Below are 19,235 nucleotides of genomic sequence, written 5' to 3' on the forward strand. Positions count from 1 at the left end.
CACATGACCACCAGCACCGGCCCCTTCATCGCCGCGATCGACCAGGGCACCACCTCCTCCCGCTGCATCGTCTTCGACCGCGACGGCCGCATCGTCGCCGTCGACCAGAAGGAGCACGAGCAGATCTTCCCGAAGCCGGGCTGGGTCGAGCACGACGCCGCCGAGATCTGGACCAACGTCCAGGAGGTCGTCGCCGGGGCCATCGCCAAGGCCGAGATCACCGCCGCCGACGTCAAGGCCGTCGGCATCACCAACCAGCGCGAGACCACCCTCCTGTGGGACCGGCACACCGGCGAGCCGGTGCACAACGCGCTGGTCTGGCAGGACACCCGCACCGACTCCCTGTGCCGGGAGCTCGGCCGCAACGTCGGCCAGGACCGCTTCCGCCGCGAGACGGGCCTGCCCCTCGCCTCGTACTTCGCCGGCCCGAAGGTCCGCTGGCTGCTCGACAACGTCGAGGGCCTGCGCGAGCGCGCCGAGGCCGGGGACATCCTCTTCGGCACCATGGACTCGTGGGTCATCTGGAACCTCACCGGCGGCACCCAGGGCGGCGTGCACGTCACCGACGTCACCAACGCCTCGCGCACCATGCTGATGAACCTGCACACGCTGGCCTGGGACGAGAAGATCGCGGAGTCCATGGGCGTCCCGCTCAACGTCCTCCCCGAGATCAAGTCCTCCGCCGAGGTCTACGGCCACGTCAAGGACGGCGTCCTCGCCGGCGTCCCGGTCGCCTCGGCGCTCGGTGACCAGCAGGCCGCGCTGTTCGGCCAGACCTGTTTCGCCGAGGGCGAGGCCAAGTCCACGTACGGCACCGGCACGTTCATGCTGATGAACACCGGCGACAAGGTCATCAACTCCTACAGCGGCCTGCTGACCACGGTCGGCTACCAGATCGGCGACCAGAAGCCGGTCTACGCGCTGGAGGGCTCCATCGCCGTCACCGGCTCGCTCGTCCAGTGGATGCGCGACCAGATGGGCATGATCAAGACCGCGGCCGAGATCGAGACCCTCGCGCTCTCGGTCGACGACAACGGCGGTGCCTACTTCGTACCGGCCTTCTCCGGCCTGTTCGCCCCGTACTGGCGCTCCGACGCCCGCGGTGTGATCGCCGGCCTCACCCGGTACGTCACCAAGGCGCACATCGCCCGTGCCGTCCTGGAGGCCACCGCCTGGCAGACCCGCGAGATCACCGACGCCATGACGAAGGACTCGGGCGTCGAGCTCACGGCCCTCAAGGTCGACGGCGGCATGACCTCCAACAACCTGCTGATGCAGACCCTCTCCGACTTCGTGGACGCCCCCGTGGTCCGTCCGATGGTCGCGGAGACCACCTGCCTCGGCGCCGCCTACGCCGCCGGCCTGGCCGTCGGCTTCTGGCCCGACACCGACGCCCTGCGCGCCAACTGGCGCCGCGCGGCGGAGTGGACCCCGCGGATGCCCGCCGAGCAGCGGGACCGCGAGTACAAGAACTGGCTCAAGGCCGTCGAGCGGTCCATGGGCTGGATCGACGACGAAGACGCCAGCTGACGCACCAGCTGAGTCAATCGACGAGGAGCTAAGAAATATGAGCACCCTGCAGAGCGTTCCCGCGCTGGGCACGCACCCGACAGCCGGTTCGAACGCGAGCCGCGCCGAGACCCGTGAGCAGCTGGCGAAGGCCACGTACGACCTGCTGGTCATCGGCGGTGGAATCCTGGGCACCTCGGTGGCCTGGCACGCCGCGCAGTCGGGTCTGCGGGTTGCCATGGTGGACGCCGGCGACTTCGCCGGCGCCACCTCCTCCGCCTCCTCCAAGCTCGTCCACGGCGGTCTGCGCTACCTGCAGACCGGCGCGGTCAAGCTGGTGGCCGAGAACCACCACGAGCGGCGGGTACTGGCCAAGGACGTGGCCCCGCACCTGGTCAACCCGCTCACGTTCTACCTGCCGGTCTACAAGGGCGGTCCGGTGGGTGCGGCCAAGCTGGGCGCGGGCGTCTTCGCCTACTCCGCCCTCTCGGCCTTCGGCGACGGCATGGGCAAGGTCATATCCCCGGCCCGTGCCGCCGCCGACAACCCCGGTCTGAAGACGGACAACCTGAAGGCCGTCGCGGTCTACTACGACCACCAGATGAACGACTCCCGCGTCGCCGTGATGACGGTCCGCGCGGCCGTCGAATCGGGTGCCGTCGTCCTCAACCACGCCGAGGTCACCGGCCTGCGCATGACGCGCGGCCGGGTCACCGGTGCCGAGCTCAAGGACCGCCTCGACGGCACCGAGTTCGGCGTCGACGCGCGGGTCGTGCTCAACGCCACCGGCCCGTGGGTGGACCACCTGCGGCGCATGGAAGACAAGCACTCCCTGCCGTCGATCCGCCTCTCCAAGGGCGCGCACATCGTCATGAAGCGCAAGTCGCCGTGGAAGGCCGCCATGGCCACCCCGATCGACAAGTACCGCATCACGTTCGCCCTCCCGTGGGAGGACCAGCTGCTGCTCGGCACCACCGACGAGGTCTACGAGGGCGACCCGGCGGACGTGCGCGCCACCGAGGCCGACATCCAGCAGATCCTGGACGAGGCGGCGTTCTCGGTGAAGGACGCCGACCTGGACCGCTCGCTGATGACGTACGCCTTCGCCGGCCTGCGTGTGCTGCCCGGCGGCCCCGGCGGCGTCGAGAAGGCCAAGCGCGAGACCGTCGTTTCCGAGGGCGCCGGCGGCATGCTGTCGGTGGCCGGCGGCAAGTGGACCACGTACCGCCACATCGGCCGCGTGGTCATGGACAAGCTGGCCAAGCTGCCCGGCAGCCCCCTCACCGACGACATGGAGCCGGTGAAGTCGCTCGTACGCCGGGTGCCGCTGCCCGGTGTCGCCAACCCGAACGCGGTCGCGCACCGGCTGCTGGTGGACCGCGATCCCGGCTCCCGCATGGACCCGCTGACCGCCCGCCACCTGGCTTCGCACTACGGCTCGCTGGCCTTCGACATCGCGCGGCTCGCGAACGAGGACCCGGCGCTGGCCGAGCGGATCCACCCGGACGGGCCGGAGATCTGGGCGCAGGTCGCCTACGCCCGGGACAACGAGTGGGCCGAGACCGTCGACGACGTGCTGCGCCGGCGCACCACGGTGACGGTCCGCGGCCTGGACGACGACTCCGTGCGCGCACGGGTCGAGGAGATGCTGAGCCGCAAGGCATAGCTGATACGCAGGTGGGGAAGAGGGGCGGTTCCGAGGGGAACCGCCCCTCTGTCGTGGGCTGTGGCTGGTGTCGTCTCAAGGCTTAGGCTGACCCACGTACGCAAGGGAACTTCGGAAGGAGACCTGGGTGATCGAGCTTGAGGGCGTGCCCGAGCTGATCGACCCGGTCATGGTGGCCGCGTTCGAGGGCTGGAACGACGCGGGTGACGCGGCCTCCGGTGCGGTCGCGCACCTGGACCGGGAGTGGAAGGGCGAGGTCTTCGCGGCGCTGGACGCCGAGGACTACTACGACTTCCAGGTCAACCGGCCGACGGTGTGGCTGGACAACGGGGTACGGAAGATCACGTGGCCGACGACGAGACTGTCGGTGGTGCGGATCGGCGGCGCGAAGCCGCGTGACCTCGTACTCGTACGGGGCATCGAACCGTCCATGCGGTGGCGGTCGTTCTGCAACGAGATCCTGGGCTTCGCGCACGAACTGGGCGTGGAGATGGTCGTGATCCTGGGCGCGCTGCTCGGGGACACCCCGCACACGCGACCGGTGCCGGTCAGCGGGGTCACCTCGGACCCGGACCTGGCGCGGACGATGGACCTGGAGGAGACCAAGTACGAGGGCCCCACCGGGATCGTGGGCATCCTCCAGGAGGCCTGCACCCACGCGGGGGTGCCGGCGGTGTCCCTGTGGGCGGCGGTTCCGCACTACGTCTCGCAGCCGCCGAACCCGAAGGCGACGCTGGCGCTGCTGAACCGGCTGGAGGATCTGATCGACATCCGGATCCCGCTGGGCGAACTCCCGGAGGACGCACGGGCGTGGCAGCTCGGTGTGGACCAACTGGCCGCGGAGGACAGCGAGGTGGCGGAGTACGTCCAGACGCTGGAGGAGGCGCGGGACACGGCCGATCTGCCGGAGGCTTCGGGCGACGCCATCGCCCGGGAGTTCGAGCGGTACCTGCGGCGGCGCGACCCCTCCGCCGGCACGGAGCCGGGTGACGGTTCGTACCTGCGGGACACCTCCAGCGGGTTGACCCGCCCGCCGAAACGCAAACCGGACCCTACGGCCGAGGACCCGTCTCCCCCGGACGAAGACGACACGCCCCCGGAGTCCTGACCGGGGCCCCGCGGTACGACGGTGCCCCCGACCCCGGATGGGGCGGGGGCACCGGCAAGTGGCCCGGGGCCGTTACAGGGCGACGCCCAGGAGGGCGTCCACCGTGCGGGACACCAGGCCCGGCGCGGACTCGTCGTCCCCGTCGGAGGCGTTCTGCGCGTCCACCCAGCGGTCCACGGCCGCGAGCGCGGCCGGCGCGTCCAGGTCGTTCGCCAGGGCCTCGCGGACCTCCTCGACGAGCGCGTCGGCCGGCAGGCCGTCCGGGCGCGACACCGCCGCGCGCCACCGCTCCAGCCGGGCCACGGCTTCGGCGAGGACCTCGTCCGTCCACTCCCAGTCGGCGCGGTAGTGGTGCGAGAGCAGAGCGAGGCGGATCGCCGCCGGGTCCACCCCGGCGCGCCGCAGCGCGGAGACGAAGACCAGGTTGCCCTTCGACTTCGACATCTTCTCGCCGTGCAGCGCGACCATGCCCGCGTGCACGTAGGCCTTGGCCATCGGGAACTCGCCCGTCAGGACCTGCGCGTGCGAGGCGCCCATCTCGTGGTGCGGGAACGCCAGGTCGGAACCGCCGCCCTGGATGTCGAAGCCCATGCCCAGGTGGTCCAGGGCGATGGCGACGCACTCGATGTGCCAGCCGGGCCGGCCGCGGCCCAGCGAGCCGCCGTCCCAGCTCGGCTCGCCCGGACGGGCGGCCATCCACAGCATCGGGTCGAGCGGGTTCTTCTTCCCCGGGCGTTCCGGGTCGCCGCCGCGCTCCGCGGACAGCAGCCGCATCGCCTCGGCGTCGAGGTTGGAGACCTTGCCGAAGTTCGCGTCGGACTCCACCGAGAAGTAGACGTCGCCGTCGAGCTCGTACGCGGCGCCGGCGTCGCGCAGCCGCTCCACCAGCGGCACGATGCCCGGTATGGCCTCGACGGCGCCGATGTAGTGCTGCGGGGGCAGCATCCGAAGGGCGGTCATGTCCTCGCGGAAGAGGGCCGTCTCGCGCTCTGCGAGCTCGGTCCAGTCGTGGCCGTCGCGCTGGGCCCGCTCCAACAGCGGATCGTCGACGTCGGTCACGTTCTGGACGTAGTGGACCTGCCGCTTGGTGTCGAGCCACACGCGCTGTACGAGGTCGAACGCGTTGTAGGTCGCCGCGTGACCGATGTGGGTCGCGTCGTACGGAGTGATGCCGCAGACGTAGATACGGGCGACGGGACCGGGGGCGAGGGTGATCGTCCCCTGGGTCGCGGTGTCGTGGATCTGGAGGTCGCGGCCCTTGCCAGGCAGGGCGGGGACCTCAGAAGCGGGCCAGGCATGCATGTGTCGAGCCTAACCGGACGTGTGTTCCGGAAACGAACCGGACCTGCACTGTTGGCTTGATCGCTGTTCTTGCGGTCCGGTCGATTCTGTGCGTCCCCGGCCGCCGGGCGGCCGGGCCTGGTCAGACGGGAGGCCAGGGGATCGCCGGCCACTGCCCTGACGGCTGCGGATGGACTCCGCTGCGCAGCAGGTCGGCCACCCGGGCCCGTACGGCGGCCAGCTCGGCTGGGGTGATCAGTTCGGCCAGCCGGGTGGCGAGCGGCTCGCCCTCGGCCAACCGGGCGGCCAGGGAGGCCAGCACCTCGCGGGCCTCGCCGGTCAGCGGTTCGCCCGCCCAGCCCCACAGCAGGGTCCGCAGCTTGTCCTCGCGGTGGAAGGTCACGCCGTGGTCGATGCCGTAGAGCCGTCCGTCGGGCGCGGGCAGCAGGTGTCCGCCCTTGCGGTCACCGTTGTTGATCACGGCGTCGAGGACGGCGAGCCGGCGCAGTCGGGGGTCGTCGGCGTGTACGAGCAGCGCGGTGCGGCCCTGCCCGACCTCGGCGAGGGCGACCGGCTTCCAGCCCTCCCCCGCCTCCTCGCCCTCGACGAGGGCCAGCAGGCCGCTCGCGTCCCCGGTCCCGTCGTCCGCGGTCCCGTCGTCCGCGCCGGCCTCGTCCGCGGCGGCCTCGTCCCCGGCGGCCTCGTCCCCGGCGGCGCCGGATTCGATCCACAGCTGGACCATGCCCTCGCCGTACGGCCCCTCGCGCAGCACGGTGGGCGGCACCAGGCCCCATCCCGTGGCTTCGGACACCAGATAGGCGGCGACCTCGCGCCGGGCCAGGTTCCCGTCCGGGAAGTCCCACAGCGGGCGCTCGCCCTTGACCGGCTTGTACACGCAGTCGGCGCTCGCGCCCCCGTACCGCACCGTGCACAGCAGGACGGCGTTGGACGCCTCGCGGATCCGGCCGACGACCGTCAGCTCGCCCTTGGCGAGCAGTTCCTCGTGTTCCCCCGTACCCGTCACGCCTGGCGCCGGTAGCCGTTCTGGCGCGGGCACACGTGCCCCTCCGGATCCAGCGGCAGGCTGCACAGAGGGCACGGCGGCCGGCCCGCGTTGACGACGTCCAGGGCCCGCTTGGCGAAGGCGCGGGCCTGGGCGCCGGTGAGGCGGACCCGCAGCATCGGCGGGCCGTTCTCCTCGTCCTGGAGGAGCCGTTCCTCCGCCTCGGCGAGGTCCTCTTCCGAGTCGGCGTCGAGTTCCACCAGGGCCTGCGCCTCGACGATCATCCGCTGTTCCTCGCCGTCCCAGGCCAGGGCCATGGTGCCGACGCGGAACTCCTCGTCGACCGGGACGTCGAGCGGCGCGGTGTCGGCGGCCTCGGCGGGGGCCATGGCCGGGACCGGGGCGTTGCCCCCGGTGCGCCGTACGACCTCGTCCAGCAGCTCGTCCATCCGCTCGGCCAGCGCCGCGACCTGGGTCTTCTCCAGGGAGACGCTGGTGACACGGGGGCCGGACGAGGCCTGCAGGAAGAACGTACGGCGTCCCGGTAGACCGACCGTGCCGGCCACGAAACGGTCCGGCGGGTCGTAGAGGAACACCTGACGGGGCACGTCCAGTCTCCAAGTCTCGGCGGCAGGCGGGGCTGCACGCGTGCGGCTGCGCTCTTCAGCTCTTCGGCCGTGGGGCGTTCAATCGGGCCAGTCCACCCTACTGCGCCGTTCGATCACGCCGCGCCCGCGCCGCCCCCCACGACCGCGTTCCCACCGTCTTCGGTCGCGCTTTCGAAGGTCTCCGTGTCCACCGCGTCCGCGTCCGGCGCACGGGCCGGACGCGGGGCGAGCGAGCCGAAGTCCCCGGTGTCGCCGAGCCGGAGCAGGAACGGGCGCGTCGGCGTGTAGCGGACGGCCGTGACGGAGCAGGGGTCCACGTGGATGCGCTGGAAGAGGTCCAGGTGCATGCCCAGGGCGTCCGCGACAAGGGACTTGATGATGTCCCCGTGCGAGCACATGAGGAACACGGCGTCGCTCCCGTGCTCCTCCTCGATCCGGTCGTTCCACTCCCGTACGGCGTCCACGGCGCGCGCCTGCATGGCGCGCATGGACTCGCCGCCGGGGAACGACGCGGCCGAGGGGTGCTGCTGGACGATCTTCATCAGGGGTTCGTCGGAGAGCTCCGAGAGCTTGCGGTTCGACCAGTCGCCGTAGTGGCATTCGCCGATCCGGTCGTCGGTGTGCAGCGCCAGCTCCGGGCGGGCGGCCAGCAGCGGAGCCAGGGTCTCCCGGCAGCGTTGGAGCGGGCTGCTGACGGCGGCGGCGAGCGGCACCGAGGCGAGCCGCGCGGGCAGCGCCGCCGCCTGCTCGGCGCCGCGCTCGTCGAGGGCCACTCCCGGGGTCCATCCGGCGAGCAGCCCTGCGGTGTTGGCGGTGGACCGCCCGTGTCGTACGAGGATCAGCGTGGCCATGGCGCAAGCCTAGGGGGTGGTCGGCGCGTGCGGGGTGGGGGCGGGCAGGGGAGAATGCCGTGCGTGATAGTCGACTGCGCCATGTACCGGGACGGCCGCCGCTCTCCTGCGCCCGAAGACCTCTCGGACGCCCTCGACGAGGCGAGGGCGAGTGGTGACGCCTTCCTCTGGGTCGGCATGTACGAGCCCACGGAGGAAGAGTTCGAGCACGTCAGTCGGGAGTTCCGGCTGCACAAGCTCGCGGTGGAGGACGCGCTGACCGCGCACCAGCGCCCCAAGCTGGAGGTGTACGACGACTCGCTCTTCGTCGTGCTCAAGCCGGTGGAGTACGACGAAGACGCGGACACCGTGACCGCGGGCGAGCTGATGCTCTTCATCGGCGACTCCTTCGTGGTCACGGTCCGGCACGGCGAGGGGGCGGCGCTGGCCGCCGTACGCCATCGGCTGGAGCAGGAGCCCGAGGTGCTGCGGCACGGCCCCACGGCGGTGCTGTACGCGGTGTCCGACGCGGTGGTCGACCACTACATCGAGGTCGCGGCCGAGCTCCAGGCCGACCTGGAGGAGGTGGAGGCCGAGGTCTTCGCGCCGAACGTCACGGACACCAAGAACACCGCCGCCCGGATCTACGGCTTCAAGCGGCAGGTGCTGGAGTTCCGCCGGGCGACCAGCCCGCTGCTCCAGCCGATGGACCGGCTGGCGTTCGGGAACGTGCCCTTCGTGCACGAGCACGCGCAGCCGTTCTTCCGCGACGTCGCCGACCACCTGACCAAGGCGAGCGAGTACATCGAGGGCCTGGACCGGCTGCTGTCGGACGCGCTGGCCGCTCACCTGGCGCAGATGGGCGTCCGGCAGAACGACGACATGCGCAAGATCTCGGCCTGGGCGGCGATGGCGGCCGTCCCGACGATGGTGGCGGGGATCTACGGGATGAACTTCGAGCACATGCCGGAGCTCAGGCACGCCTGGGGCTATCCGGCGGTGCTGCTGGTGATGGTGGGCGCCTGTCTGGGCCTGCACCGGCTGTTCAAGACCCGCGGCTGGCTGTAGCGGCGGCCGACCGGCCGCCGCTACGCGTACTCGGGGGCGTTCACCGGTAGGCCACCCAGCGCGTCGCGCCGCTCCGGCGGGCGCAGGCTGATCATCCGGTGCCAGCCGGCGAAGCGCTCGTACGCGTACGTCCCGTGGATCCCGGCGGCCAGTACGCCCCTCTTGGGCGCGGGCCAGCGCAGCAGCCGGCCCATGTGGTCCGCCACGGCGAGGCTCACGTCCCGGTAGACGGAGATCTCGGCGAGGGCGCTGTCGCGCAGCACCCGCTGGATGGTCCGGCCGTGCCCTTCGCGGACGAGGCGGAGCAGCTCCTCGTGGCAGTAGGCGAGGTGGTTGTCCTCGTCGTGGCTGATCATGCGGACGGCCTTGCCGACCACGGGGTGGTCCCCGAAGTACCGCACGAGCATGTCCATCTGGTCGGCGGCGCGCTGCTCGGTGACCCGGCTGTGCGCGAGGTAGACGACGATGTCCTCCTCGGTCAGCGGCTCCTCGCGGCGCAGCTTCTCGTGCGCGAGACCGATGCCGCGCCGTTCCAGCAGCATCGTGTAGTCGGTCTCGGGCGGCACGGGGACCGGCGGCAGGCCGCGCTTGCGCAGAAGGGCCCTGAAGATCCGGCCGTGCTTGTCCTCGTCGACCCCGTGCCGGGTGATCTTGGGCGCCAGCTCGCGCATGCCGTCGGGCACCAGGGCGGCGATCCGGGCGTTCTCCCAGCCGCCCTGGGACTCCCCGCTGGCGGCGATCGAGCAGAACAGCTGGAACGAGTCGTCGTTGTCGACGATCTCCTGGAACAGGCTGCGGGCAGAGAGCATGCATCGAGTCAACGGCCGATGCGGAGGCCCGGCAACCGAGGCATCGCACGACTCGGCCGAACGAAGGACTCGCACCCGTGAAGGGGTGACGCCGGAGGCGTAACCCGGAGGGTGCCGCACGCGTTGGTGACTGTGTCGGCCGTGGCGGGGAAGACCCCCGAGCCCCCACCACGGCCGCAGGGCCTTGCCGGACGACGCGCCTATGCCAGGCCGGCGCGCTCCATGGCCTCGGTGCCGGCCCGCAGGGCGGTGATCCGCTCGTCGAGGGTGAACCCGGCAGGGGCGAGCGTGAGGGTGGTGACCCCGGCCTCGGCGTAGGCCCGCATCCCGTCCGCGATCCGCTCGACGGAGCCGAGCAGGGTGGTCGAGTCGATCAGCGAGTGCGGGACCGCCGCGGCCGCGCCCGCCTTGTCGCCCGCCAGGTACTTGTCCTGGATCTCGGCGGCTTCCTTCTCGTAGCCCATGCGCTGGGCGAGCTGGTTGTAGAAGTTCTGCTTCCGGCTTCCCATGCCGCCGACGTACAGGGCCGTGTAGGGGCGGAACGTGTCGGCGAGGGCGCTCACGTCGTCGCCGACGGCCAGCGGGACGGTCGGGCAGACGTCGAAGCCCTCCATGGTCAGGCCGACCTTCTCGCGGCCCGCCCTGATGTGAGTGAGCGCGGTGGCCTCCAGGTGCTCTGCGGCTGGGAAGATCAGCAGGGCGCCGTCGGCGATCTCGCCGGTCTGCTCCAGGTTCTTGGGCCCGATGGCGGCGATGTAGAGCGGGATGTGCTCGCGCTCCGGGTGCACGGTGAGCTTGATCGGCTTGCCGGGGCCGCCGGGCAGCGGGAGGGTCCAGTGCTCGCCCTCGTAGCTGAGGCGCTCGCGGCTCATCGCCTTGCGGACGATCTCCACGTACTCGCGGGTGCGGGCGAGCGGCTTGTCGAACTTGACGCCGTACCAGCCCTCGGAGACCTGGGGGCCGGAGACGCCGAGGCCGAGCCGGAAGCGGCCCTTGGTCAGGGAATCGAGGGTGGCGGCCGTCATGGCCGTCATCGCGGGCTGGCGGGCCGGGATCTGCAGGATCGCGGAGCCGACGTCGATGCGCTCGGTCTGGGCGGCGACCCAGGCGAGCACGGTCGGGGCGTCGGAGCCGTAGGCCTCCGCGGCCCAGCAGACGTCGTAGCCGAGGCGGTCCGCCTCCTGGGCCACGGCGAGGTTGTCGGCGTCCATGCCAGCGCCCCAGTAGCCGAGATTGATGCCGAGCCGCATGTGTCGTCCCCTTACCGGTTTACCGATCAGTAACGTAGGTCTGCGGGGGACTGTAGCGCGCCCGGGCCCGCCGCGGCAGTGCCCCAGTAGTCTCAGCGCTCATGGAGCAGAGGCATCTCGGCCGCACGGGGCTGCGCGTGTCCCGGATCGGCCTCGGCACCCTGACCTGGGGCCGTTCCGCGGAAGGACCGGACGAGTCGGGCGCCGCCGAGCAGTTGAAGACGTTCTGGGACGCGGGCGGCACGCTCGTCGACACCGCCGACGTGTACGGGGGCGGCGAGGCGGAGTACCTGCTGGGACAGCTGATGGGCGGGCTGGTCCCGCGCCGGGACCTGGTGATCGCCACCAAGTCGGGCTCCGTACGGGACCCGGACCGCCGGTTCGACGCCTCGCGCGGCCACCTCCTGTCCGCGCTCGACGACTCGCTGGCCCGGCTGGGCACCGACCACGTGGACCTCTGGCAGGTCCACGCCTTCGACCCCGGAACCCCGCTGGAGGAGACCCTCCAGGCGGTGGACCTGGCGGTGAGCAGCGGCCGGGCCCGGTACGCGGGGGTGTCGAACTTCAGCGGCTGGCAGCTGGCGAAGGCGGCGACCTGGCAGCTCGCCGCCCCGGGGGTACGGACCCGGCTGGCGTCGACGCAGATGGAGTACTCCCTCCTCCAGCGGGGCGTGGAGCGCGAGGTCCTCCCGGCGGCGCTGGACCTGGGCGTCGGGCTGCTCCCCTCCTCCCCGCTGGGCCGCGGGGTCCTGACCGGCAAGTACCGGGACGGCACTCCGGCGGACTCGCGGGGCGCCTCGCCGACCATGGCCGGCTTCGTGGAGCCGTACCTGGACGACGCGGCCGGCCGCATCGTGGACGCGGTGGCAACGGCGGCCCAGGGCCTGGCGGTGACCCCGCTCCAGGTGGCCCTGGCCTGGATCCGGGACCGGCCGGGGGTGGTCGCACCGATCGTGGGCGCGCGGACGTCCGTGCAGCTCGCGGCGGCTTTGTCGGTGGAGGCCCTTACTCTTCCGGAGGAGATCTGCCGGGCGCTGGACGATGTTTCGGCGCCGGTGCATCGCTACCCCGATCAGGACTGGAGCACGCTGTGAGTACGGAGCGCCACCCCGCTTCCGCGGACCACCCGGCCACCCCGGGCCCCCAGGCGGAGGCGGCCACCGACCCCGACCCGGCAGAGCCGGGCCGCTCTGACGAAGCGTCGGACGCGGGCGCGGAAACGGCCGTCGCGCAGACCCCCGCTGACGACGGGCCCGCCGCCCCCGACGAGGCCGCGGACGCACGGCCGGCGGGCCCGCAGGACGCCCGGCCGGGAACGGACGCGGGAGCCGCCGAACCGCAGGCAGGCGACTCCGGCGAAGCCGCGAGCGGGGGCCCGGCGGCGGAGCCCCCGGTGTCGGGAAGGGGCGGGGCGGGGGAAAGCCCCGCGCGGACGAGCACGGGCGACGGGCCCGCCGCCCCCGATACGGCCGCACCCGGCACGCCGGAGGCCGAGGGGGACAGGCACGGGGCAACGGCGAATGCCGCAGACGCACCCGGCGGCTCGGAGGCCGAGGACGGTACGACACCGGGCACCGCGAAGCCCGAGGACGGCACGACACCAGGCGGCTCGGAGGCCGCAGACGGCACACCCGGGGGCTCGGAGGCCGCAGACGGCGCGGCACCGGGCACCGCGGGGGCCGAGGACGGCACGGCACCTGGCGGCTCGGAGGCCGCAGACGGCACACCCGGCGACTCGGAGACCGAGAACGGCACGACACCCGGCGGCTCGGAGGCCGCAGACGGCACACCCGGGGGCTCGGAGGCCGCAGACGGCACGGCACCGGGCACCGCGGGGGCCGAGGGCGCGACCGGCTCCGACGAGGCGGCGCAGCCCGCGCTCAGCGAGGCCGAGGCCGAGCTGGCCGCGCAGAAGATCGAGCGGGAGCGCATCGCCCGCCGCAAGGCGGAGCGCCAGGGGCCCGTCGATGCCGGGGCCAAGCTCAGCGGGAAGGCCGCCGACCTGCTGGCCGCCGTACGGGCCGTGGAGAGCGGGGAGAAGCCCTCCCCGGTGTACTTCGACGAGGCCCCGACCTCCCCCCGCAAGCCCGCGACGGCCCCCGCCGCACCCCCGGCCCCCGCCCGTCCCGCGCCCGCCGCCCCCTCCGCGGCCGGCATCGAAGACGTGCGCGCCGTACTCGCCCGCGGCGGCGCCCCCGAGGCGCTGGCCGGCCCGGCCGCCACCGCCCTCGGCGAAGGCGCCGCGGAGCAGCTCGCGCACGACCCCTGGCGGCTCCTCGCCGTCGCCGGCGTCCGCCCCACCCAGGCCGACGGCTTCGCCCGGGCCCTGCTCGGCGCCGAGGCCGGCCCCGGTGACGAGCGGCGCGCCACCGCTCTCGTGGGCTGGCTGCTGGAGCAGGCCGCGCTCAAGGGGCACACCGCCCTGGACGCGCCCACGCTGGAATCTGCCCTCACCCAGTACGGCGTCCCGGACCCCGCCGAGTCCCTGGAGCAGGCCATCGGCGAAGGCGCCGTCCTGGTGTTCCACGAACCGCTCGGCCCGCCGGTCGCCGAAGGCGAGGAGCAACCCGTACGCGTCCTCGTGGGCCTGGAGGGGTACGCGCTGGCCGAGGAGAGCCTGGCCGACGGCCTGGCCCGACTGGCCAACACCTTCAACGATCCGGCGGACTGGGAGAAGGCCGCCTCCGGCGCCGGCCCGGGCGCCGACCTGGTCCGCGCCGTCTCGGGACACGGCCTGGTCACCCACACCGGCGGCGAGGCTGCCCGCGCCGAACCGCTGGCCCTGCTGACGGCCGCCCGCGACCTGGGCCTGCGCGTCTGCCTGGCCGCGCACGCGCACGCGCCCGCGCCCGGCGCCGTCACCGTGGCCGGACTGCTCTCCGGGACGCAGGGGCCCGGCCGGGATGCGGACGGGCAGTTCGCGGTGGACCTGCTCGTGGTCCTCGACGCCCCGCAGCTGGACGTGGAGACCGCCGCCGCGCTCGTCGAGTCCGTCCCCGACGGGGCCCGGCTGGTGCTCTCCGGAGACCCGGGCGTGCTCGGATCCGCCGGGCCGGGCCGGGTCTTCGGCGATGTGCTGGCGGCCCGCGCCTGCCCGCAGCTGGTCTCCCGCACCCCCGACCCGGGCCCGATCGGCGAACTCGTCTCGGGGATCGGCATCGGGGAGCTGAACCAGGTCGACGCCCCCGGCAAGGAGGTCGTCATCGTCCCGGTGCGCGACGCCGGGGAGGCCGTGCACCGCACGGTGCAGCTGGTGGCCGAGTCCGTGCCGCGCGCCTTCGGGATCCCGGCGGACTCGGTCCAGGTGATCACCCCGGGCCACGGCGGCTCGGCGGGCACCCGGGCGCTGAACGCCGCCCTCAAGGAGCGGCTGAACCCCGGCCCCGGCCGGTTCGGCGGCTTCGACCCCGGTGACCGCGTCGTCCACGTGCCCTCGCCCGGGCGGGCCGAACCGGGCCGGGTGGTGTCGGCCGACGCACAGGGGCTCCACCTGGACGCCGCGGGCGCGCGGATCGTCGTACCGAAGGAGCAGGTCGATTCACAGGTGCGGCACGGCTGGGCGGTGACCGCACACCAGGCCGTCGGTGCCCGCTGGCCGGCCGTGGTCGTCGTACTGCCCGGTGACGCGGCGCAGGCCCTCTCCCGGGACTGGGTGTACTCGGCGTTCGGCCGGGCGGAGCGCCACCTGTCGGTGGTGCACGGCGTCGACCAGGCGCTGCCGCGCGCGGTCGCGGAGGTGCTGCCGAAGCCGCGTACGACCAGGCTGACGGGCCTGCTGCGGGCCCTCGTGGCGGCAGCGCAGGACCAGCCGGAGTGACCCGCACGCACCGCGGCCCCCGCCCCTTCCCGGGTCGGGGGCCGCGGTGTCGTGTGCGCGGGCCGATCAGGCGGGGGTCAGGCCGGGCGCGGTCGTCTGACCGCCGACACCGCCCGTGCCGTCCGTGCCGTCCGTGCCGTCCGCGTCCTGTGCGTCCTCGTCGTCGAAGTCGTCGGCCTCCTCGTCGAAGACGGAGCTGACGTCGAAGCGGTGCAGTACGTGCTGCGGGTCGGTGTGCCCGAAGGGCGAGCCGAGCCACTCCCCCGGTTCCGCGACCTCCTCCGAGGCCGCGATCCAGAGGGTGGAGTCGCCCTCCTCCAGGCCGAACTCCTTGTAGCGGGAGGCGATCTCGTCGGGCTCGTACTCCCCGAAGAGCACGCCCAGCGCACTGGCGGTGCCTCCGTCGTGGACGAGGTCGGCCTCCCGGTCGTGCGCGGCGACCCGCTCGGCCTGGGCGATCAGCCGGGGCGGTTCGACGACGGCGTAGTCGCGGCGGATGAGCACGCTGAACGCGGCGGGCTCGGCGGGCCCGGTGTACGGGACTCCGTCCTCGGGCGTGGGGATCTCGAACGGGGTGACCTCGTCGTACCGGTCGTAGAGGAGTTCGTCGTACTCCTCGGCGGCGGCGGCGAGTTCGTTGAACGCGGCGTAGACGGCCGGATCCTCGTCCCCGATCCTGCTCTCGACCGCGGCGAGGTGACGGTCGAGTGCGGCCTTGACCGCCTCGGCGGCGGCGCGTACCTCGGCAACACTGGGCAGAGCGGCATCAGACATAGTGCAGACGCTATCCGTAGCAGGCCTCTGCCCGCACAATAGATTCGATGCCGGAATACGAATTTGTCGACGTGTACGTGCCCCGCGGTGTACCCCGCAAGGAGGCGACCCGCCTGCTCACCGATCATGCCGAGTACGGGAACTGGGAACTCGACCGGCTCTCCTTGCATCGGGACGGCAGCCGTCGGGTACGACTGCGCCGGAGAATCATCCGTCAGGTCCGCGCCACCTGGTGACGCGGGCCCCGGGGTCGGGGCCCGCGCCATGAGCGTCGCCCGTCAGGCCGCGTTGCGGGCCCGCCGGTAGAGCACGGCACCGGCCAGCAGCGTGCCGGCGGCGAGCGGGAGGCCCACACCGAGGACGTCTCCCGCCCCGGTGGCGGCGAGCCCCGCCTGCTGGACGGGCCCGATTCCCTGCCCGGGGTGCGCGACGGGCGTGACGCCGCCCGCGCCGGGCTGACCGGGCGTGCCGGGGGTACCCGGGTTGCCGCGGTGACCCGGAGTTCCGGGGTGACCGGGCACGCCCGGAGTGCCCTGGTTGCCGGGCTGACCGGGAGTGCCGGGCTGCCCCGGGTTGCCGGGCGTTCCCGGGTTGCCGGGATGGCCGGGCGTACCCGGGTTTCCGGGCTGACCGGGAGTGCCCGGGTGTCCGGGGTTCCCCGGGTGGCCGGGCTGACCGGGCGTTCCGGGGTGGCCCGGCTGGCCGGGATGGGTCGGCTCGTCCTCGTCGCACGGCTCGTCCGGCTCCTCGGGCTCGCCCGGGTGTCCGGGTTGGCCCGGGTGCCCCGGGTGTCCGGGTTGGTTCGGTGTGGCCGAGTGCTGGGAACAGCCGTTCCCGAAGGCCGGGTTCAGCAGCCCCACGATCGAGATGCTGTTGCCGCAGGCGTTCACCGGAGCGTCCACGGGTGCCTGGACGGAGTTCCCGGACAGCACGCCCGGAGAGTTCACGGCATGGCCGGACGCGCCGGAGTCCGCATGTGCGTAACCCCCACCCAGCGCGAGAACACCCCCCGCGGCGGCCATGATGCTCAGAGTCTTGCGCATGTGTAATCCCCCTGCTGTGTACGAACACCGGGCCCCAAAGCCCGGCGGCCCCGGAGCGCTGGAATGCGCTCCGGGGCCCAAGACTTCAGAAGCGTCAGGCGTTGACGCAGGGGTTGCCGAAAGTCGGGTTCAGCAGGCCGACCACGTTGATCGTGTTGCCGCAGACGTTCACGGGAACGTGGACCGGGACCTGGACGACGTTGCCGGACAGGAAACCGGGGGAGCCGATGGCCGCACCCTGGGCACCCGCGTCGGCGACAGCCAGACCCGCACCCGCGAGCACCAGACCACCGGTGGCAGCCGCAGCGGCGACAACCTTCTTGAACATTGTTCCTCCTAGTTGGCAATGCGGTCCCAGCCGCGGACCGCACCACCTGTAACGAGGAGGGATCACCAGGGCTACGAGCGTATGAGCGCATTCACTCTTCTCAGTGCAATGCGCACACCTTCTCGATTCTCAGCAGTTGTCAATGAATCGGTCGAGCACGCGCACGCCGAACTTCAGCCCGTCCACCGGCACCCGCTCGTCCACTCCGTGGAACATCCCGGCGAAGTCCAGCTCGGGCGGCAGCTGGAGCGGGGCGAAGCCGAAGCAGCGGATGCCGAGGTCGTCGAAGGACTTGGCGTCCGTGCCGCCGGAGAGCATGTACGGGACCGCGCGCGCGATCGGGTCGTGCGCCCTGAGCGCGGTCTGCATCGCGTCCACGAGCTTGCCGTCGAAGTCCGTCTCCAGCGCCTTGTCCGCATGGACGTCCTCGCGCTTCACGCGTGGGCCGAGGATCCGGTCGAGGTCGGCGAAGAACTCGTCCTCGTAGCCGGGCAGGAAGCGGCCGTCGACGTGCGCGGTGGCCTGGCCGGGGATGACGTTGACCTTGTAGCCGGCGCCGAGCATGGTCGGGGCGGCCGAGTTCCGCAGCGTCGCGCCGACCATCTTGGCGATGCCGCCGAGCTTGGCCAGGGTGGCGTCCATGTCGTCCGGGTCGAGCGGGGTGCCGAGCGCGTCCGAGAGCTCGTCCAGGAACGACCGTACGGTCTTGGTGACCCTGACCGGCCACTGGTGGCGGCCGAGCCGGCCCACGGCCTCGCACAGCTCCGTGATGGCGTTGTCGTTGTTCGTCATCGAGCCGTGGCCCGCGGTGCCCTCCACGGTGAGCCGCATCCAGTGCATGCCCTTCTGGGCGGTCTCCACCAGGTACAGCCGCAGGTTCTCGTTGACGGTGAACGAGAAGCCACCGACCTCGCCGATCGCCTCGGTGACCCCCTCGAAGAGCCCGGGGTGATGGTCCACGAGGTACCGGGCGCCGTACACGCCGCCGGCCTCCTCATCGGCGAGGAAGGCCAACACGATGTCCCGCGGGGGCTTGCGGCCGCTGCGCAGCCGGTCGCGCACGACGGCGAGCGTCATCGCGTCCATGTCCTTCATGTCGACGGCGCCGCGGCCCCACACGCAGCCGTCGGCGATCTCGCCGGCGAACGGGTCGTACGTCCAGTCGGCGGCGTTCGCCGGGACCACGTCGGTGTGCCCGTGGATCAGCAGCGCCGGGCGCGACGGGTCCTCCCCCTCGATGCGCGCGACGGTCGAGGCACGACCCCGGTGGGACTCGAAGATCTGCGGCTCCAGCCCGACCTCGGCGAGCTTCTCCGCGACCCACTCGGCGGCCTTGCGCTCGCCGGGGCCGGAGTGGTCCCCGTAGTTGCTGGTGTCGATCCGGATGAGGTCCCGGCAGAGGTCGACGACCTCGTCCTCGCCAGAGACGTTCCTGCCCGCGCTCGACTCGCTCACGCTGCTTCCTCCCACTGGTCGGTACCGACTGCCTCCCCATCCTCCCGCTTTGGGCGGCTCTCCCCAAGGGCGATCCCCGGCCGCAGGGGGGTGTGATCGGGGCCCCGGAATGTTTGGTAATGTTTTCCACGTCGGAACGGCCCGCGAGGGACGCGAGACAGACACCTTGTCCGGGTGGCGGAATGGCAGACGCGCTAGCTTGAGGTGCTAGTGCCCTTTATCGGGCGTGGGGGTTCAAGTCCCCCCTCGGACACAGAGCGAGAACCCCACTTCGGTGGGGTTCTCGGCGTTTTCGGCCCTTTCCGCGTGGGGCTACCCTGAAGGCGTGATCGAGAACCTGCCGCCCTGCCCGAAATGCTCCTGTGAGTACACCTACGAAATGAACGCCCTCGTGGTGTGCCCCGAGTGCGGCCACGAGTGGGTTCCCGCCGAGGGCGGTGCGCAGGACGCGGCCGGTCCCGGGGAGCGCGTCGTGAAGGACGCCGTCGGCAATGTGCTGAGCGACGGCGACAGCGTGACCGTGGTCAAGGCCCTCAAGGTGAAGGGCAGCCCGTCCGGGATCAAGGCGGGCACGAAGGTGCGCAACATCCGGCTGATCGACGGTGTGGACGGCCACGACATCGATTGCAGGATCGACGGTTTCGGTGCCATGCAGCTGAAGTCCAGCGTGGTCAAGAAGGCCTGAT

The 19,235-nt window shown here is 72.4% G+C and carries 18 protein-coding genes and 1 tRNA gene; 9 read left to right on the forward strand and 10 right to left on the reverse strand.

Features of this window, described 5'->3' with window-relative positions; translation table 11 throughout:
- Window positions 1–3: 3 nt before the first annotated feature.
- The 3 genes from glpK (at window position 4) to OG974_RS11830 (ending at window position 4,283) form a co-directional block, all read left to right on the forward strand.
- Window positions 4–1,530 carry a glycerol kinase GlpK gene (glpK, locus tag OG974_RS11820; RefSeq protein WP_327282651.1) on the forward strand — a complete coding sequence of 509 codons (1,527 nt, stop codon included), beginning with the start codon at window positions 4–6 and terminating at the stop codon, window positions 1,528–1,530.
- Between the two features lie 37 nt (window positions 1,531–1,567).
- Complete coding sequence (locus tag OG974_RS11825; RefSeq protein WP_327282652.1) at window positions 1,568–3,175, forward strand: glycerol-3-phosphate dehydrogenase/oxidase; 1,608 nt, start codon at window positions 1,568–1,570, stop codon at window positions 3,173–3,175.
- A gap of 127 nt (window positions 3,176–3,302) precedes the next feature.
- Complete coding sequence (locus OG974_RS11830) at window positions 3,303–4,283, forward strand: PAC2 family protein (RefSeq protein ID WP_371646391.1); 981 nt, start codon at window positions 3,303–3,305, stop codon at window positions 4,281–4,283.
- 72 nt (window positions 4,284–4,355) lie between these two features.
- Here the strand turns inward: OG974_RS11830 and mshC are convergent, their stop codons facing one another.
- The 4 genes from mshC to OG974_RS11850 all read right to left on the reverse strand — a co-directional run bounded on the left by mshC (window position 4,356) and on the right by OG974_RS11850 (window position 8,026).
- Window positions 4,356–5,585 (reverse strand): cysteine--1-D-myo-inosityl 2-amino-2-deoxy-alpha-D-glucopyranoside ligase, encoded by a 1,230-nt coding sequence (gene mshC / locus OG974_RS11835; RefSeq protein WP_327282654.1) that lies wholly within the window; start codon window positions 5,583–5,585, stop codon window positions 4,356–4,358.
- Between the two features lie 121 nt (window positions 5,586–5,706).
- Window positions 5,707–6,621, reverse strand: coding sequence for an SCO1664 family protein (locus OG974_RS11840; RefSeq protein WP_328762242.1), 915 nt, complete (start codon window positions 6,619–6,621; stop codon window positions 5,707–5,709).
- The gene (locus tag OG974_RS11845) at window positions 6,585–7,175 is read right to left on the reverse strand and encodes a DUF3090 domain-containing protein (RefSeq protein ID WP_048476940.1); all 591 of its coding nucleotides are present in this window, start codon (window positions 7,173–7,175) and stop codon (window positions 6,585–6,587) included. Before OG974_RS11845 ends, OG974_RS11840 begins: the two co-directional genes overlap by 37 nt.
- Before the next feature lie 113 nt (window positions 7,176–7,288).
- The gene (locus OG974_RS11850; protein WP_327282656.1) at window positions 7,289–8,026 is read right to left on the reverse strand and encodes a histidine phosphatase family protein; all 738 of its coding nucleotides are present in this window, start codon (window positions 8,024–8,026) and stop codon (window positions 7,289–7,291) included.
- 54 nt (window positions 8,027–8,080) lie between these two features.
- Here OG974_RS11850 and corA point away from each other — a divergent pair, with 54 nt between their 5' ends.
- Window positions 8,081–9,073 (forward strand): magnesium/cobalt transporter CorA, encoded by a 993-nt coding sequence (gene corA / locus OG974_RS11855; RefSeq protein WP_328762243.1) that lies wholly within the window; start codon window positions 8,081–8,083, stop codon window positions 9,071–9,073.
- Between the two features lie 20 nt (window positions 9,074–9,093).
- Here corA and OG974_RS11860 read toward each other — a convergent pair whose 3' ends face one another.
- Window positions 9,094–9,882, reverse strand: coding sequence for a ferritin-like domain-containing protein (locus tag OG974_RS11860; protein WP_371646395.1), 789 nt, complete (start codon window positions 9,880–9,882; stop codon window positions 9,094–9,096).
- 200 nt (window positions 9,883–10,082) lie between these two features.
- Window positions 10,083–11,132, reverse strand: a complete 1,050-nt coding sequence (locus OG974_RS11865; RefSeq protein ID WP_327282659.1) for an LLM class F420-dependent oxidoreductase — start codon at window positions 11,130–11,132, stop codon at window positions 10,083–10,085.
- A gap of 101 nt (window positions 11,133–11,233) precedes the next feature.
- Here OG974_RS11865 and OG974_RS11870 point away from each other — a divergent pair, with 101 nt between their 5' ends.
- Window positions 11,234–12,226, forward strand: a complete 993-nt coding sequence (locus OG974_RS11870) for an aldo/keto reductase (protein ID WP_327282660.1) — start codon at window positions 11,234–11,236, stop codon at window positions 12,224–12,226.
- A gap of 299 nt (window positions 12,227–12,525) precedes the next feature.
- Window positions 12,526–14,949, forward strand: a complete 2,424-nt coding sequence (locus tag OG974_RS11875; RefSeq protein WP_371646796.1) for a helix-hairpin-helix domain-containing protein — start codon at window positions 12,526–12,528, stop codon at window positions 14,947–14,949.
- Between the two features lie 66 nt (window positions 14,950–15,015).
- Here OG974_RS11875 and OG974_RS11880 read toward each other — a convergent pair whose 3' ends face one another.
- Window positions 15,016–15,723, reverse strand: coding sequence for a hypothetical protein (locus tag OG974_RS11880; RefSeq protein WP_329313080.1), 708 nt, complete (start codon window positions 15,721–15,723; stop codon window positions 15,016–15,018).
- A 47-nt stretch (window positions 15,724–15,770) separates the two neighbouring features.
- Here OG974_RS11880 and OG974_RS11885 point away from each other — a divergent pair, with 47 nt between their 5' ends.
- Window positions 15,771–15,959: a DUF5703 family protein gene (locus OG974_RS11885; RefSeq protein ID WP_073774709.1), complete on the forward strand. Its 189-nt coding sequence runs from the start codon at window positions 15,771–15,773 to the stop codon at window positions 15,957–15,959.
- A 42-nt stretch (window positions 15,960–16,001) separates the two neighbouring features.
- Here the strand turns inward: OG974_RS11885 and OG974_RS11890 are convergent, their stop codons facing one another.
- From OG974_RS11890 to OG974_RS11900, 3 genes are all read right to left on the reverse strand, one after another.
- Entirely contained in the window at window positions 16,002–16,766 is a 765-nt protein-coding gene (locus OG974_RS11890; protein ID WP_371646398.1) for a chaplin family protein, read from the reverse strand.
- A 94-nt stretch (window positions 16,767–16,860) separates the two neighbouring features.
- Complete coding sequence (gene chpH / locus OG974_RS11895; RefSeq protein ID WP_327282664.1) at window positions 16,861–17,094, reverse strand: chaplin ChpH; 234 nt, start codon at window positions 17,092–17,094, stop codon at window positions 16,861–16,863.
- Window positions 17,095–17,223: 129 nt separating this feature from the next.
- Window positions 17,224–18,549: a M20/M25/M40 family metallo-hydrolase gene (locus OG974_RS11900; protein WP_328762250.1), complete on the reverse strand. Its 1,326-nt coding sequence runs from the start codon at window positions 18,547–18,549 to the stop codon at window positions 17,224–17,226.
- 168 nt (window positions 18,550–18,717) lie between these two features.
- Between OG974_RS11900 and OG974_RS11905 the strand changes: the two genes are divergently transcribed.
- Together OG974_RS11905 and OG974_RS11910 are read left to right on the forward strand one after the other, a co-directional pair.
- Window positions 18,718–18,802: transfer RNA gene (locus tag OG974_RS11905), tRNA-Leu, on the forward strand.
- Window positions 18,803–18,874: 72 nt separating this feature from the next.
- A complete protein-coding gene (locus OG974_RS11910) occupies window positions 18,875–19,234 on the forward strand; it encodes a zinc ribbon domain-containing protein YjdM (protein ID WP_327282666.1) in 360 nt (119 codons plus the stop codon).
- The last annotated feature ends 1 nt before the right edge of the window (window position 19,235 follow it).

Source organism: Streptomyces sp. NBC_00597 (genome assembly GCF_041431095.1).
GTDB lineage: Bacteria > Actinomycetota > Actinomycetes > Streptomycetales > Streptomycetaceae > Streptomyces.